The organism is Streptomyces sp. NPDC058221 (assembly GCF_042882365.1).
GTDB lineage: Bacteria > Actinomycetota > Actinomycetes > Streptomycetales > Streptomycetaceae > Streptomyces.
Map to the genome: position 1 here is coordinate 1 of NZ_JBHVWF010000179.1, position 14,520 is coordinate 14,520.

Here is a 14,520-nt window from a genome sequence, read left to right on the forward strand (position 1 = left end):
TTTTTTAATTACACTTAATTTATAACGACTTGGTGGGGGGCGCGGGGGTGGCGGCGGGGGCTAAACGCGGGTCCAAAGTACCGGGGCCGGGCCCACTGGGGGGGGCGGGCCCGCCTCTCGGCGACCCGGCCCCCCGGCGCGGTCCTGCCCTACGGGAAGGAGACCACCTGTGACGGGACGGTGTCCGTCCCCGACGTGGGCGAGCCCGTGTCGTTGATGACGTGATCGTACTGGCCCTGGCCGCCGAGCGAGACGACGAGCAGGTCGTGGAACTTGACCCCGGGCTTCACCGGAGCCTCGAAGCCGTGGCCCTGAACGATCGTCGGGTCCACGTTGTAGTAGCAGTAACTGCCCAGTCCCCAGCCCTCGTGGGTGGTGACGGAGTCGTCGACCTTGTAGGCCGCGAACCCCTTGATGTCACCGTTCTGGACGGCGTCCTGGTTCGGCGCGTCGTACGACTTCTCGTTCTGGAAGAAGATCGTCTTGCCGTTCTCGCCGGACCATCGCACGTCGTACTTGTTGAAGTGCTCGACGAAGAGCCCGGTCGCCAGGACGTTGTCCCCGTTGACCTGGAGGCCGTAGTCGGACCGGTTGGTCTCCCAGCCGACCCCGTCGCCGTGGTCCGCGCGCCACAGCCAGGTGTGGTCGATGATCGTGTCGTTGCTGTTGATCACCATGGCGGTGGTGGCCTTGCCGGCTCCCGCGCCGCCGACGCGGGCGAACACGTCCTGGAGCGACGTCGGGTTGTCCGCGTGGCTCGTGGTCGAACCCTTCGTACCGACCTCGATCAGCGACTCGGAGTTGGTGGCACCGGCGTCGACGAGCAGTCCGGCGAGCTTCACGCCGTCCACGTCACCGACCTTGATGGCCGTGACCCCGTTGTCCGGGACGATGGTGGCCATACCCAGGCCGAGCGCCACCGTGTCGGCACGGTCGATGTTGATCGTCTGGTCGATGTGGTAGACGCCGGGCGTGAACAGCAGGTGCAGGCCCTGGTCCACCGCCGCGTTGATCGTCTCGGCGGTCGCACCGGGCTTGACCACGTAGAACTGGTCCAGCGGGATCGACTCGCCCTCCGGCGTGCCGTTGCCCCACGAAGTCCCCCGCGCATTGGTGCGCTTTGCGGGGACGAAGACCTTGTAGTCGTCGCCGTCCAGGTACAGGAAGGGCTTCTCGCGGGAGACCGGGGTGTTCTCCAGCGTGGTGTACGGCGGCTCGGGGAAGCTCTGGGCGGGGGCGCCCTCGACACCGGAGAACGTCATGTTCCAGACGCCGTTGCCCCAGCCGCCGACCGAGCTGTCGCGGGTGTACCACTGCTGCTGCGAGTACGGGCCCACCTCCCCGTCGATCTTGCTGTCGGCGATGTACCCCCCGCTCGCCCAGCCGTAGCCGTCGGGCGCCAGGTTCAGCCCGCCCTTGACGTGCATCCGGCGGAACGGAGCGGCCTGCGAGACGGCCCAGCGGTCGGTGCCGCTCACCGGGTTGAGCGCCAGGTTCTCCGCCGAACGCCAGAAGTTCTGCGTGGCGTTCCCGTCGAACCAGCCCGCGTCGACGGTCACATCACCGTTGAACGTGGTGTCGTCCGGGTTCAGCCCGAGACCCGCGATCGAGGTGTAGAAGCCGATCTGCGCGTTGATGTTGTCGTAGGTGCCCGGCTTGAACATCAGTGCGTAGCGGCCGTCACCGAACTGCGCCGACTCCTGCTTCTTGAAGACCTCGTCGACCTTGCCCTGGATGTCGGGGGTCGAGGGGTCGAACACCATGACGTTCGGGCCGAGATCGCCGCCGCCCTCGATGGCCTGTGCGTCCGAGCCGAAGGCGTTCTGTGCCGTGGGGACGGCCATGAGGAGCGAGACGGCGAACGCGGCGAACCCGAACGTCCGGGTGCGGCGCCGACGCCGGGGCGCGCCGGTGGGTGCTGTGGGGGTTTCGGTGGGGGGAGCATGCATAGACGTACGTCTCCTGAGTCGTGGTACGGGTGACACGACGAGCTTTTCGGAGAGCGACCAGAGAGCGCTCTCCGACGGGAGTTGATGGTTCCGCCGTTACCCTGGACACGTCAAGAGGTGTGCGACAGGAGCCTCAACCGATCCGCCTGTGCGCAACAAATAACGGCAGGGGAAAGGCAATTGACCCGTTCTGCGCTCAGTTCCGGGTGCGGTTGGCTTTAGGAGTTGATGTTCGTCGCCCCCCGTTGAAGCGGGTGCCCGACGGCAGCGGGTCTTCGTGTCCTAGGGTCGGGCGGCATGACGGAACTCCCCTTGCTGACAGCGACCCGGGCCTACTACGACACCGTGGCCGAGGAGTATGCCGAGCGAGTGAGGGGCGCCTTCGCGCAGGACGTGTGGGGGCGCGCGATGATCGGGGGGTTCGTCGAGGAGGTGCGGGCCGACGGCGGCCTGCCGGTTGCCGATCTCGGCTGCGGGCCCGGTCATGTGACCGCCCATCTGGACGCCCTCGGTGCCCGCGCGTTCGGTGTGGACCTGTCGCCGCGGATGGTGGACGTCGCCCGCCGGGCCCATCCCGGTCTGCGGTTCGAGGTGGGTTCGATGAGCGCGCTCGACCTGCCGGACGGTGAGCTGGGCGGTGTCATCGCCTGGTGGTCGATCCTCCACACGCCTCCGGAGCTGCTGCCGGAGCTCTTCGCCGAGTTCCACCGGGTACTGGCCCCGGGCGGACGGCTGCTGCTGGGGTTCCATGCGGGCGACGACCAGCCGTACACGGGGCGCAAGCGCGACGACGGAGTCTCCTACGACATCCATCTGCTGTCGCCCGACCGGGTCGACGCGCTGCTGGCCCGCGCCGGATTCACCGCCACCGCACGGATGCGGGGTGAGGGGACGAGGTGGCCCTGGGCGTGCCTGGCGGGCGCTGCACGGAAATGACCTGGCCGGCACCTTGGTCAGGTGGGGTGCCGGCCAGGGGACTTGGACCGCGGGTCAGACACTCCCGCTTGTGCCCTTCGTGATGCGGGCGATCGCCTCGACGGTCAGGGCGCGCTCGTGCGGTTCGGTCTCCAGCGCGCGGTGGATGGAGAGCCCCTCGATCAGCGCATCGAGCTGCCGGGCCGTCGCCGGGTCGAAGTGCCACTCCAGTGCACGGCGGCTCCGGCGCATCCATTCCCGGGTCAGCTCGCGGTAGGCGGGCTTCCTGGCCGCGAGCGTGTAGAGCTCGTGGGTGAGGACCAGCTCGCGCTGGTTCCCGCTGGACAGGTGGTGGACGAGATCGGCGACGGCCTCCCGTGCCTCCTCGGGTGTGCCCGCCGCGCCGAGGCGCTCCTCGAAGACGGCGACGATGCTGCTGGAGAAGCGGATGAACGCCTCCCGCAGCAGCTCGTCCATGCCACCGAAGTGATACGTCATCGAACCGAGCGGCACCCCGGCGCGGGCGGCGACCTTGCGGTGCGACGTCCCGGCGACCCCCTCCTCCGCGATCAGGTCGAGCGCGGCGGCGATGATGCGCTCCCGCCGCTCGGGGTCGTTCCTGCCGGTCGCCACGGTGCTTCCCTTGCCTAGATCGAGCGGATCACCCGGGCCGGATTGCCCACGGCGACCACGTTGGCGGGCACGTCCTTCGTGACGACGGCTCCGGCGCCGATGACGCTGTTGTCCCCGATGGTCACCCCGGCGAGCACGATAGCTCCGCCGCCCAGCCAGACATTGTCGCCGATCGTGATCGGCTTGGCCGCCTCCAGCTTGTCGCGGCGCGGCTCCGGCTCCACCGGGTGGGTGGGGGTGAGCAACTGTACGTTCGGCCCGATCTGGCAGTCGCGCCCGATGGTGATGGGAGCGACGTCCAGCGCGGTCAGGTTGTAGTTGATGAACGTGTCCTCGCCGACCGTGATGTACGTGCCGTAGTCGACGTACAGCGGCGGCCTGATGTGCGCGCCCGCGCCGACCCCGCCGAGGAGTTCGGCGACGAGGGGCTGCGCGGCGTCGGCGTCCTCGGTGTACGCCGCGAGGTACCGGGCGGCGAGGCGCACGGCACGCTGCTGGGCCTTCGCGATGTCCGGGTCGTCGGAGATGTAGAGGTCTCCGGCCAGCATCCGCTCATGGTTGGTACGGGGGTCTCCCGCGAAGTGGTCCGTCATGCGTACGATCGTACACTCAGGGCGTACGATCGTACGCTCCTGTTGCACACCTTCCTCGACCCGTCTGCTGAGGCCCCGCTGCCATGGATGCCGCAACCCGCCGCTGGCGCACCGCCCTGTTCCTCTTCATGCTGGCCGCCGGCACCGGCATGGCGTCCTGGGTGGCCCGCACCCCGGCCGTCCGGGACGGCCTCGATGTGTCCACCGGCTCGATGGGCCTGGTGCTGTTCGGGCTGTCCACCGGTTCGATGGCCGGCGTCACGGCCTCCGGCCCGCTCGTACGCCGTTACGGGGGCCGGGCGACGATCAGCGTCGGCGCCTCGCTGATCGTCGCCGGGCTGCTGGTCGTCGCGGCGGGCACGAGCCTGTCGCTCGCGGGCGGGGTCTTCTGCGGACTGGCCTTGTTCGGCGGCGGGATGGGACTCGCCGAGGTCGCCTTCAACATCGAGGGCGCGGCCATCGAGAGCGTGACCGGCCGGCCCGTACTGCCGGTGCTGCACGGCTGCTTCAGCCTCGGCACCGTGGTCGGGGCGCTGCTGGGGATGGGGCTGACCGCGGCTGACTTCCCCGTCGGATGGCACCTGACGGTCGTCGCGGTGCTGATAACCGCCGCGGCGGTCCGGGCCGTCCTCGCGATCCCGCACGGCACGGGCAAGGAGACGGCCGGCACCGGCGGGCCGGGCGGGTGGCGGGGCCAGTTCGCGGTGTGGCGGGACCGGCGGCTCGTCCTCATCGGGGTGATCGTGCTGGCCATGGCCTTCGCGGAGGGGGCCGCCAACGACTGGCTGCCGCTGCTCATGGTGGACGGCTACGAGGTGAGCGCCACCGCCGGCTCGCTGACCTTCCTGGTCTTCGCCTCCTCGATGACATTGGGCCGCTTCGCCGGCGGCCCCCTCCTGAAGCGCTTCGGTCCTGCCCAGGTCGTCCGGATCAGCGCGGTCATCGCCGCGCTGGGCCTGGCGGTGGTGATCGTCGCGCCGAGCCCGGTGATGGCGGGCGCCGCCACGGTGCTGTGGGGGCTGGGTGCCTCGCTCGGTTTCCCGGTCACCGTGTCCGCGGCGGGTGACCACCCGCGCGACGCGGCGGCCCGGGTCGGCGCGGTCTCCACCGCGGGCTATGTCGCCTTCCTCGTCGGCCCGCCCGCGCTCGGCTTCCTCGCCGACCACATCGGACTCCGGCTCACGATGACCGTCGTCCTCGCCCTGCTGATCGTCGCCTCGACCCTGGCCGGAGCGCTCGGGTCCGGCCGCCGCACCGGCACGCAGGCAGCGCCGGTCACTTCCTAGGAGGTCTCCCACAGGGCGGTGCTGTGCGCCGCGGTCAGCGCACCGATCCGGGCGAGCGCCTCGTCGGCCGGCAACGGGTCGAGCCGGCGGCCGTCGCGCAGCCGCAGCGCCACCCGGCCGTCGGCGGCCTCCGCGGCGCCGACGACCGCCTGGTACGGGACGAGACGGGCCTCCCGGATCCGGGCGCCCAGGCTGCCGCGCTCCCGCCCGACCACCTCGGCGCGCAGCCCGAGCCCGGCGCAACGGCGGGCGATGTCCTCGGCGTTCGGCAGTTCGGCGTCCGAGACCGGGAGGATCACCACCTGGGTGGGGGAGAGCCAGCCCGGGAAGGCGCCGCCGTGCTGCTCGATGAGGTGGGCGACGGCCCGCTCCACACTGCCGATGATGCTGCGGTGCACCATGACCGGCCGGTGTTTCGCCCCGTCCGCGCCGATGTAGTGCAGATCGAACTGTTCCGGCTGGTGGAAGTCGACCTGGACGGTGGACAGGGTCGACTCGCGGCCTGCCGGATCGGCGACCTGGACGTCGATCTTCGGTCCGTAGAACGCGGCCTCGCCCTCGGCGGACTCGTACGCCGCCCCCGAACGGTCCAGGACCTCGGTCAGCAGCGCGGTGGAGCGCCGCCACATCTCCGGCGCGGCGACGTACTTCCCGCCCGGCCCCGGCAGGGAGAGCCGGAAGCGGGCCGGGCGGATACCGAGGGCCTCGTACGCCCGGCGGATCATGTCGAGCGCGGCCCGCGCCTCCTCGGCGACCTGGTCCAGGGTGCAGAAGATGTGCGCGTCGTTCAGCTGGATGGCCCGCACCCGGGTCAGCCCGCCGAGCACCCCGGAGAGCTCGGAGCGGTACATGCCGCCCAGCTCGGCCATCCGCAGCGGCAGTTCGCGGTAGCTGTGCGAGCGGGAGCGGTAGATCACCGCGTGGTGCGGGCACAGGCTGGGACGCAGGACCACCTGTTCGCCGCCGAGATCCATCGGCGGGAACATGTCGTCGCTGTAGTGCGACCAGTGCCCCGAGATCTCGTACAGCTCGCGCTTGCCGAGCACCGGCGAGTACACGTGCCGGTAGCCCGCCCGCCGCTCGGCGGTGCGGATGTACTCCTCCAGGGTGTGCCGCAGCGCCGCGCCGTCGGGAAGCCAGTACGGAAGGCCCGCGCCGATCAGCGGGTCGGTGTCGAACAGCTCCAGCTCGCGGCCGAGCCGGCGGTGGTCGTGCATGGCGGTCTCCTCGCATACGGAGGGGCGAGTCACCGCAAGCAGAAGCCCCGGGGCACTCGCCCCGGGGCTTCGGACTGTTCAGCTCAGCAGTCAGCGCGCCGGGACACTCTCCGGCGTCGTCGTCATCACAGCAGCGCGCTTCATACGGGGGACGCTAGCAGCGGCCCCGTGATACCGCTCGCGAATTTCGGGCGGGGCCGCTCGGACACCCTGGTCAGCCCTTCTTGGACGAGTCGAGGTGGGCGAACACGACCACGTTGTCCTCGTAGTCCTTGACCTTCTTGTCGTAGTTGCCGCCGCAGGTGATCAGGCGCAACTGGGCGTCCGGGGTATCGGCGTAGACCCGCTTGTCGGGGAACTTCGCCTTGCTGAACGTCTCGACGGTGTCGACCTTGAACGTGGCCACCGTGCCGTCCGTGCGGGTGATGTCGACCGTGGCGCCCGGCCGCAGGAACCGCAGCTGGAGGAAGACCGCCGGTCCGGTCGTGGTGTCCACATGGCCCGCCACGATCGCCGCCCCGCGCTCGCCGGGCGTCACACCGTCCTTGAACCAGCCGGCCAGGTTCTTGTCGTTCGGGGGAGGGGCGTCCAGCCGGCCCGAGCTGCCGATCGACAAGGGGGTGAACGGCGCGTCCACCGCGATGGCCGGGATCCGCAGGCGCTTCGGCACGGAGCGGGGCAGGGCGGGCCCGGGGGCCGCGGGCTTCGGCGTGGCGGAGGCCGACGCGGGCGCGGGGGCCGGGACGGCGGGCGCGGCCGCCGCGGGTGGGGCGGGTGGTTTGTCGTCGGCCGGGTCGCCGATGGAGTTGTAGATGAGGAGCATGCCGAGGCCGGCCGCTGCGGCGGGCCAGAGCAGGGCACGGCCGAGCGTGATGGTGTCGGAGGCAGTCCGGGAGGAGGGGGAACCGGGCGACTGCGGGGCGGCCATGGGAACGAGCCTTTCGTCTGCGCGGGACAGCGGTGGCGGGGGTGCGGTGGGGCATGGACGTGGATGCGTGGTGCGGTGCGACGGGTGCGGGTACGGGTGCGGGGTCGGGTGCGGGGGGAAAACGAAGGCGCCGCGGCCGCCGCCCGGAGGGACGGCGGCCGCGACAGTGGAGCGACCGGCCGGCAGTGCGGTCGGGTCAGGCCATCGCGCCGCCCGTCGCCTGACGGCGACGCAGCTTGTACGCGCCGACGCCGACTCCACCGAGCAGCAGCAGCGAACCGGCCGCCAGACCGCTGCCGGTCATGGCCATCGCGCCGCCACCGGTGTGCATGCCACCGCTGGGCTTGTCCTTCTTCCAGCCCTCGTCATCGGACTTCGCCGACGAGCCGCCTTCGTCGCTGCTGGGCTGCCATTCCTTGGCGACCGTGGAGGAGAGGGCGCCGCCGCCGGTGTGGACGCCGCCGCTCGGCTTGTCCTTGTACTTGCCGCCTTCGTCGCTGCCGGGCTGCCATTCCTTGGCGACCGTGGAGGACAGGGCGCCGCCGCCGGTGTGGACGCCGCCGCTCGGCTTGTCCTTGTACTTGCCGCCCTCGTCGCTGCCGGGCTGCCACTCCTTGGCGACCGTCATCGACAGCGCGCCGCCACCGGTGTGGACACCGCCGTGGGGCTTGTCCTTCTTCCAGCCCTCGTCGTCCGACTTGCCGTGCTCGTCCCCGGCAACGGTCTTGGCCAGGGCGCCGCCGCCGGTGTGGACGCCGCCGTTGGGCTTGTCCTTGTACTTGCCGCCCTCGTCGGACTTCCCGTGCTCGCTGCTGGAGGACGAGCCGCTGTCGTGCTCCCAGTCGCCGGAGACGGTCATGGCATAGGCAGAGGGGGCTGTGATCGTGAGGACCGCCGTGACGGCGGCCGAAGCGAACAGTGTGCGGGCAGAGCGCATCTGAACACATTTCCTTTCGTCGCGACTGCGAGGAGTGACGGGTTGTCTACTCGTAGTGGCGCAGTGGCTACGTGATCCACCGTCAGCCGGAACGCGGGGGCGCGCCATCGGAGAGCGCCGCATTGGAGCTAAGGCATGGGCCCATCGAGTGGCCGGGAACGGATAATCACCCGTTGGACGGCACGCCGCGCCGGGGAGAGGTTTGGACTTGCGCCGCATCGGCTGTTCACTGACGGGCTTTCACCGCACCGGAGCCGGCCCCGCGCGCCGGTAATTGGGTTGCACCGCCGGCCGGCCGGCTGTTGTACTCGCCGCATCACACGACAGAACCAGGAGTCATTCATGCGCCGACCTCACATGTTCGTTCAGACGGGAATTCACACCGAAACTGAGAACATGGAGTTCTGTGCACACGCTGAATCTTGGCATTCTGGCGCATGTCGACGCCGGTAAGACCAGCCTGACCGAGCGGCTGCTCCACACCGCCGGAATCATCGACGAGCTCGGCCGCGTGGACGACGGGAACACCCGGACGGACTCCCTCGCCCTCGAACGGCGGCGCGGCATCACGATCAAGTCCGCGGTCGTCTCGTTCGCCGTCGACGACGTCACCGTCAACCTGATCGACACCCCCGGTCACCCGGACTTCATCGCCGAGGTGGAGCGGGTGCTGAGCGTGCTCGACGGTGCCGTGCTGGTCGTCTCCGCCGTGGAGGGTGTCCAGGCGCAGACCCGCGTCCTGATGCGGACGCTCCAGCGGCTGCGCATCCCGACGCTCGTCTTCGTCAACAAGACCGACCGCGCCGGAGCCCGGTACGCGCCGGTGCTGCGGAATATCGCGGAGAAGCTCACTCCGGACGCCGTCGCGATGGGCCCGGCCGTCACGGGCCTCGGCACCCGGGACGCGGACTGCCCGGAGTACGCCGCCGACGACCCCGGGCTCACCGGCCGGCTGACCGACCTGCTCACCGAGCACGACGACGCCCTGCTGGCCGAGTACGTCGAGGGCGGGGAGCCGATCGCGCCCGGCCGGCTCCACGAGGAGTTCGTGGCGCAGACCGGACGGGCGCTCGTCCACCCGGTGTACTTCGGCTCGGCCGTGACGGGCGCCGGAATCGCCGCGCTGACCAGGGGGATCAAGGAGCTGTTGCCGGCGGCGCGGGGCGATGCGGACGGTCCGGTCTCCGGCACCGTCTTCAAGGTCGAACGCGGCGCTGCGGGTGAGAAGCTCGCGTACGTCCGGATGTTCTCCGGGACCGTACGCACCCGCGACCGGCTGCCGTTCGGGCCGGCGACGGCCGCCGCCGACGAGGGCAAGGTGACCGGGATCAGTGTCTTCTCCGAAGGCGAGGACATCCGCAGCGCATCGGTCGGACCCGGACGCATCGCGAAGCTCAGGGGACTCGGAGACATCCGGATCGGTGATGCGGTCGGCGTCGCGCGGAAAGCCGTGGAGGAGCACCATTTCGCCCCGCCGACACTGGAATCCGTGGTGGTGCCCGCACCGCCCGCGTCCAGGGGCGAACTGCATTTCGCCCTCGCGCAACTCGCCGAACAGGATCCGCTGATCGATCTGCGCCAGGACGACATCCGGAAGGAGGTCTCCGTCTCCCTCTACGGCGAAGTGCAGAAAGAAGTCATCCAGGCGACGCTCGCGGAGGAATTCGGAATCGACGTCACCTTCCGCGAGACCACGACCATCTGTCTGGAACGGCCGGCCGGCACCGGTGCCGCATTCGAGATCATCGACAAGGACGACAATCCCTTCCTGGCGACGGTCGGTCTGCGCGTCGATCCGGCCCCGGCCGGCAGCGGGGTGGAGTACCGGCTGGGGGTGGAGCTCGGCTCCATGCCGTACTCACTGATGCGAGCGGTCGAGGAGACCGTCTTCGAGACGCTTGGCCAGGGCCTGTACGGATGGCAGGTGACCGACTGCACCGTCACCATGACGCACTCCGGCTACTGGCCGCGCCAGAGCCACTCGCACGCCGTCTTCGACAAGTCCATGTCGAGCACGGCCGGGGACTTCCGCAGCCTCACCCCGCTGGTCCTGATGGCCGCACTCCAGCAGGCCGGCACCACGGTGTACGAGCCGATGCACCACTTCCGGCTGGAGCTCCCCGCGGACGCCCTCGGCCCGCTCCTGCCGGTCCTCGCCCACCTGACCGCGGTCCCCGGCACCCCGGCTCCGGACGGCGCACTCTGTGTGCTGGAGGGCGAGATCCCGGCGGCCAGGGTGCATGAACTGCAGCAGCGGCTCCCGTCGCTGACCCGGGGCGAAGGAGTGCTGGAGTCCATGTTCGCCTCCCACCGGCCGGTCGTCGGCAGCCTCCCGCAGCGCTCCCGCACCGACCACAATCCGCTCAATCGGAAGGAGTACCTGCTGCAGACGGTATTGCGCGGCTCGGGCCCGGCCGGCGGCTGAGCGGCCGGCCGGTGGGCCGTGCCGAGGGGGCCGGGGGGGCCGGCCCCTTCTCAGTTCAGCCGCGCCCGAGCGGCCCGCGCGCTGCGCCGGACCGCCTCCGCGGCCTCCGGCTCGACGTCCGCGAGCACATCCGCGTACTCCTCCATCTCCGCCGCCCCGCGCAGGAACTCCCCGCCGCGGACCAGCAGCTGGGCCCGCTCGTACCGCAGCCGGGCCGGGTGCGACGGCAGGAGCAGGGACAGCTCCACCGCCCACAGCGCCACATCCGTGCGCTCCGGGCGGGCCGCCGCCCAGGCCCGGATGTTGTTCAGGATCCGCTGTACCGTCTCCAGCGGCTGCGCGGGCACCAGCATCGACGGCTCGAGCGGCTCGCCGGTCGCGCCCGTCACCAGCAGTTCCGCGTCCTGGCCCGTCAGCGGACGGCCACCGGCGAACGGATCGGCCAGCACCCGCTCCGCCGGATCGCCGAACCCGACCACGAAATGGCCCGGCAGCGCCACCCCGTAGACCGGGGCGCCCGCCCGCCGCGCCACCTCGATCCACACCACCGACAGCAGGATCGGCAGCCCGCGCCTGCGCCGCAGCACCTCGTGCAGCAACGAGGACTCAAGGCGCTGGTAATCCGCCGACGAACCCTCGAACCCGTACCGCTCACCGAGCAGTCCGGCCAGCGCCGAGGCCCAGGCGCGGCCACCGCGCAGCCCGTACGGCAGCCGGCCCGCGAGCCGGTCCAGCTCGATCTGCGCCGCGTCCGTGCCGTTCGCGTCCAGTGCCGGGTCCGCCTCCGCCGCCAGCAGCAGGCAGAGCAGCGCCAGATCCGGCCGTTCGGCCCGCGCCTCCTCGGCGAACCGGCGGCGGATCGCGTCCTTGTCAGGCCTCTCGGGGGCCATCGCTACGCCGGCCGGAAGTGGTGGTAGCGGTGGTGGGTGGTGAAGCCCATCCCGTCGTACAGGGCACGGGCGCCCTCGTTGTCCGCCTCCACCTGGAGCCAGGCCGCCGACGCGCCCTCGTCCATCGCCTGCCGGGCCAGCGCGGTCATCACTGTGGTGGCGAGTCCCCGGCGGCGGTGCTCGGGAGCCACCTCGACGGCCATGAAGCCGGCCCATCGCCCGTCCACCACGCACCGCCCGATAGCGGCGGGCGCGGCCTCGCCGTCATCGCCCGGCACGGTCGCGAACCAGACCGAGGGACCGCTGCCCAGCACCGCCTGCACCTCTGGACCCGGCCTCTCGAAGCGCTGGTAGCGGGAGAGCCACGCCGCGTCCGGTGTGCGGCTCAGCCGCACCCGCGAGACCTCGGCCGCCAGATCACCGATCGGGGCCGTCGCGGCGATCCGTACCTCCGCCGTCACCTCACGCCGCCATCCGCGCTCCTCCAGCGCGGCGCACAGCTCCTCCTGGGTGCCATCGCCGCCGGTCGAGGTCTGGACGCAGGGCGGCAGCCCCCGGTCGGCGTACCACTGCCCGACCCGTGCGAGCGCGTCGTCGAGCGGCACGCCCGGATCGCCGAGCGGCAGCACGGAGTTGGCGCGCCGGGTGAAGCCACCGGCGGCGCGGAGCAGCCAGTCGCCCAGCGGTTCGCTCTCCACCGGCTGCCAGGCACGCGCACACACCGGGGCGAGTTCACCGAAAGAGGCCGCCGGGCCGCGGTGGCGGGGCGGTGCGGACGGGACGACCTTGCCCGCCACCAGGGCCGATTCCACGATGCGGACGGATTCACCACTCTTCTTTGTGACAGACACCACACCGCTGTCCCACGATGTGAGAACGCCAACCGTGTCAGTGAATTTCGGGCCACCCGGACCGTCCTTGAGCAAGCGCCGGACTGATACCCGTTTGCCCACGTCAGCCGGTGTGATCCGGATCTCCAGCCGTCCGCCGATGGTGAATTCCACAGCTCTGTCCGCCCCTCCTGTTCGGATCGTGCCCGGGAACGGAGATACTAGGTGCGGGCATCGACGACGCCGCGCTCCCGCGCGAGAGCCAACGCCCTACCGAGGAGGAACGACAGCGTGACCTACGTCATCGCGCAGCCTTGTGTCGACGTAAAGGACAAGGCCTGCATCGAAGAGTGCCCCGTCGACTGTATCTATGAGGGCCAGCGGTCCTTGTACATCCACCCGGACGAGTGCGTCGACTGTGGAGCCTGCGAGCCGGTCTGCCCGGTCGAGGCGATCTTCTACGAGGACGACACCCCGGAGGAGTGGAAGGACTACTACAAGGCCAACGTCGAGTTCTTCGACGACCTCGGTTCGCCGGGTGGTGCTTCCAAGCTGGGTCTGATCGAGCGCGACCACGCGTTCATCGCAGCGCTGCCGCCGCAGAACCAGTAGCAGCGTCCGGCGGGGCCTGTCCGGCGGACAGACCCTACGTGCGTCCCCCGGTCCCGTACGGCTCGTCACCGTGCGGGACCGAGGCGTTTGTGCGCCCCCGGCGTGTCATGCGCCAAGAACCCCGTACGAGAAAGCAGAGATCCGTGTCCGCAGCAGTCTCCTCCCGCCTCCCGGTCTTCCCCTGGGACAAGCTCGCGCCCCACAAGTCGACGGCCGGGAGCCACCCGGACGGCATCGTGGACCTGTCCGTCGGCACGCCCGTCGACCCGGTCCCCGAGCTGATCCAGCAGGCGCTGGTCGCCGCGGCGGACAGCCCCGGCTACCCGACGGTGTGGGGGACCACCGAGCTGCGCGACGCCCTCACCGGCTGGGTGGAGCGCCGGCTCGGCGCGGTCTCGGTGGCACACGAGAACGTGCTGCCCGTCGTCGGCTCCAAGGAGCTGGTGGCCTGGCTGCCGACCCAGCTGGGCCTCGGGCCGGGCGACAAGGTCGCCTACCCGCGGCTCGCCTACCCGACCTACGAGGTCGGTGCCCGGCTCTGCGGCGCCGAGCCCGTCGCGTACGACGACCCGACCGAGCTGGACCCGCAGGGGCTGAAGCTCCTCTGGCTCAACTCGCCGTCCAACCCGACCGGCAAGGTGCTCCCCAAGGACGAGCTGACCCGGATCGTCAGCTGGGCGCGCGAGCACGACGTGCTGATCTTCAGCGACGAGTGCTACCTGGAGCTGGGCTGGGAGGCCGAACCGGTCTCGGTGCTCCACCCGGACGTCTGCGGTGGTACGTACGAAGGCGTCGTCGCCGTGCACTCGCTCTCCAAGCGCTCCAACCTGGCCGGGTACCGGGCCGCCTTCATCGCGGGCGACGCGGCCGTCCTGGGCGAGCTGCTGCAGATCCGCAAGCACGGCGGAATGATGACGCCGGCACCGGTCCAGGCGGCGGCAGTCGCGGCACTCGGCGACGATGCGCACGTGGCCGAGCAGCGCACCCGTTACGCGGCCCGGCGTGCCGCCCTGCGCACGGCGCTGGAGGCCCACGGCTTCCGGATCGAGCACAGCGAGGCGAGCCTCTACCTGTGGGCGACCCGCGACGAGCCGTGCTGGGACACCGTGGCGTACCTGGCGGAGCTGGGCATCCTGGTGGCGCCGGGTGACTTCTACGGACCGGCCGGCGACCGCTTCGTGCGCGTGGCGTTCACGGCCACGGACGAGCGGGTGGCGGCGGCGGTCAAGCGGCTGGGCTGATCTGCAGGGCGTGTCCGCCCCGATGACAGACGCGTGGGGGCCTGAGGAGTGCGCACTCCTCAGG

13 protein-coding genes are annotated in these 14,520 nt (G+C 70.9%); 5 read left to right on the top strand and 8 right to left on the bottom strand.

Annotation, left to right across the window (positions count from 1 at the left end; translation table 11 throughout):
* Nucleotides 1–149: 149 nt before the first annotated feature.
* Nucleotides 150–1,949: a coagulation factor 5/8 type domain-containing protein gene (locus ACFVW8_RS34555; protein ID WP_389697169.1), complete on the bottom strand. Its 1,800-nt coding sequence runs from the start codon at nucleotides 1,947–1,949 to the stop codon at nucleotides 150–152.
* Nucleotides 1,950–2,246: 297 nt separating this feature from the next.
* Here ACFVW8_RS34555 and ACFVW8_RS34560 point away from each other — a divergent pair, with 297 nt between their 5' ends.
* Nucleotides 2,247–2,885 (top strand): class I SAM-dependent DNA methyltransferase, encoded by a 639-nt coding sequence (locus ACFVW8_RS34560; RefSeq protein ID WP_389697171.1) that lies wholly within the window; start codon nucleotides 2,247–2,249, stop codon nucleotides 2,883–2,885.
* A gap of 54 nt (nucleotides 2,886–2,939) precedes the next feature.
* Here ACFVW8_RS34560 and ACFVW8_RS34565 read toward each other — a convergent pair whose 3' ends face one another.
* The gene (locus tag ACFVW8_RS34565) at nucleotides 2,940–3,497 is read right to left on the bottom strand and encodes a TetR/AcrR family transcriptional regulator (protein ID WP_389697173.1); all 558 of its coding nucleotides are present in this window, start codon (nucleotides 3,495–3,497) and stop codon (nucleotides 2,940–2,942) included.
* Nucleotides 3,498–3,511: 14 nt separating this feature from the next.
* Entirely contained in the window at nucleotides 3,512–4,090 is a 579-nt protein-coding gene (locus ACFVW8_RS34570; RefSeq protein WP_389697175.1) for a sugar O-acetyltransferase, read from the bottom strand.
* A gap of 83 nt (nucleotides 4,091–4,173) precedes the next feature.
* Between ACFVW8_RS34570 and ACFVW8_RS34575 the strand changes: the two genes are divergently transcribed.
* The gene (locus ACFVW8_RS34575; protein ID WP_389697177.1) at nucleotides 4,174–5,376 is read left to right on the top strand and encodes an MFS transporter; all 1,203 of its coding nucleotides are present in this window, start codon (nucleotides 4,174–4,176) and stop codon (nucleotides 5,374–5,376) included.
* Here the strand turns inward: ACFVW8_RS34575 and thrS are convergent.
* The 3 genes from thrS to ACFVW8_RS34590 form a co-directional block, all read right to left on the bottom strand.
* Entirely contained in the window at nucleotides 5,373–6,593 is a 1,221-nt protein-coding gene (gene thrS, locus ACFVW8_RS34580) for a threonine--tRNA ligase (RefSeq protein WP_389697179.1), read from the bottom strand. The genes ACFVW8_RS34575 and thrS overlap by 4 nt on opposite strands.
* A 214-nt stretch (nucleotides 6,594–6,807) precedes the next feature.
* Complete coding sequence (locus ACFVW8_RS34585) at nucleotides 6,808–7,521, bottom strand: class F sortase (protein ID WP_389697181.1); 714 nt, start codon at nucleotides 7,519–7,521, stop codon at nucleotides 6,808–6,810.
* A 196-nt stretch (nucleotides 7,522–7,717) separates the two neighbouring features.
* Nucleotides 7,718–8,458 (bottom strand): hypothetical protein, encoded by a 741-nt coding sequence (locus ACFVW8_RS34590; RefSeq protein ID WP_389697183.1) that lies wholly within the window; start codon nucleotides 8,456–8,458, stop codon nucleotides 7,718–7,720.
* A gap of 406 nt (nucleotides 8,459–8,864) precedes the next feature.
* On the opposite strand from ACFVW8_RS34590, the gene ACFVW8_RS34595 reads away from it, so the two are divergent.
* Nucleotides 8,865–10,883: a GTP-binding protein gene (locus ACFVW8_RS34595; RefSeq protein WP_389697185.1), complete on the top strand. Its 2,019-nt coding sequence runs from the start codon at nucleotides 8,865–8,867 to the stop codon at nucleotides 10,881–10,883.
* Nucleotides 10,884–10,933: 50 nt separating this feature from the next.
* Here ACFVW8_RS34595 and ACFVW8_RS34600 read toward each other — a convergent pair whose 3' ends face one another.
* Both ACFVW8_RS34600 and ACFVW8_RS34605 read right to left on the bottom strand, forming a co-directional pair.
* Nucleotides 10,934–11,773 (bottom strand): transglutaminase-like domain-containing protein, encoded by an 840-nt coding sequence (locus ACFVW8_RS34600; RefSeq protein WP_389697187.1) that lies wholly within the window; start codon nucleotides 11,771–11,773, stop codon nucleotides 10,934–10,936.
* 2 nt (nucleotides 11,774–11,775) lie between these two features.
* Entirely contained in the window at nucleotides 11,776–12,777 is a 1,002-nt protein-coding gene (locus ACFVW8_RS34605; protein WP_389697189.1) for a GNAT family N-acetyltransferase, read from the bottom strand.
* Nucleotides 12,778–12,894: 117 nt separating this feature from the next.
* Between ACFVW8_RS34605 and fdxA the strand changes: the two genes are divergently transcribed.
* A complete protein-coding gene (gene fdxA / locus ACFVW8_RS34610; protein ID WP_018956287.1) occupies nucleotides 12,895–13,215 on the top strand; it encodes a ferredoxin in 321 nt (106 codons plus the stop codon).
* Nucleotides 13,216–13,322: 107 nt separating this feature from the next.
* Entirely contained in the window at nucleotides 13,323–14,456 is a 1,134-nt protein-coding gene (gene dapC, locus ACFVW8_RS34615) for a succinyldiaminopimelate transaminase (RefSeq protein WP_389697191.1), read from the top strand.
* The last annotated feature ends 64 nt before the right edge of the window (nucleotides 14,457–14,520 follow it).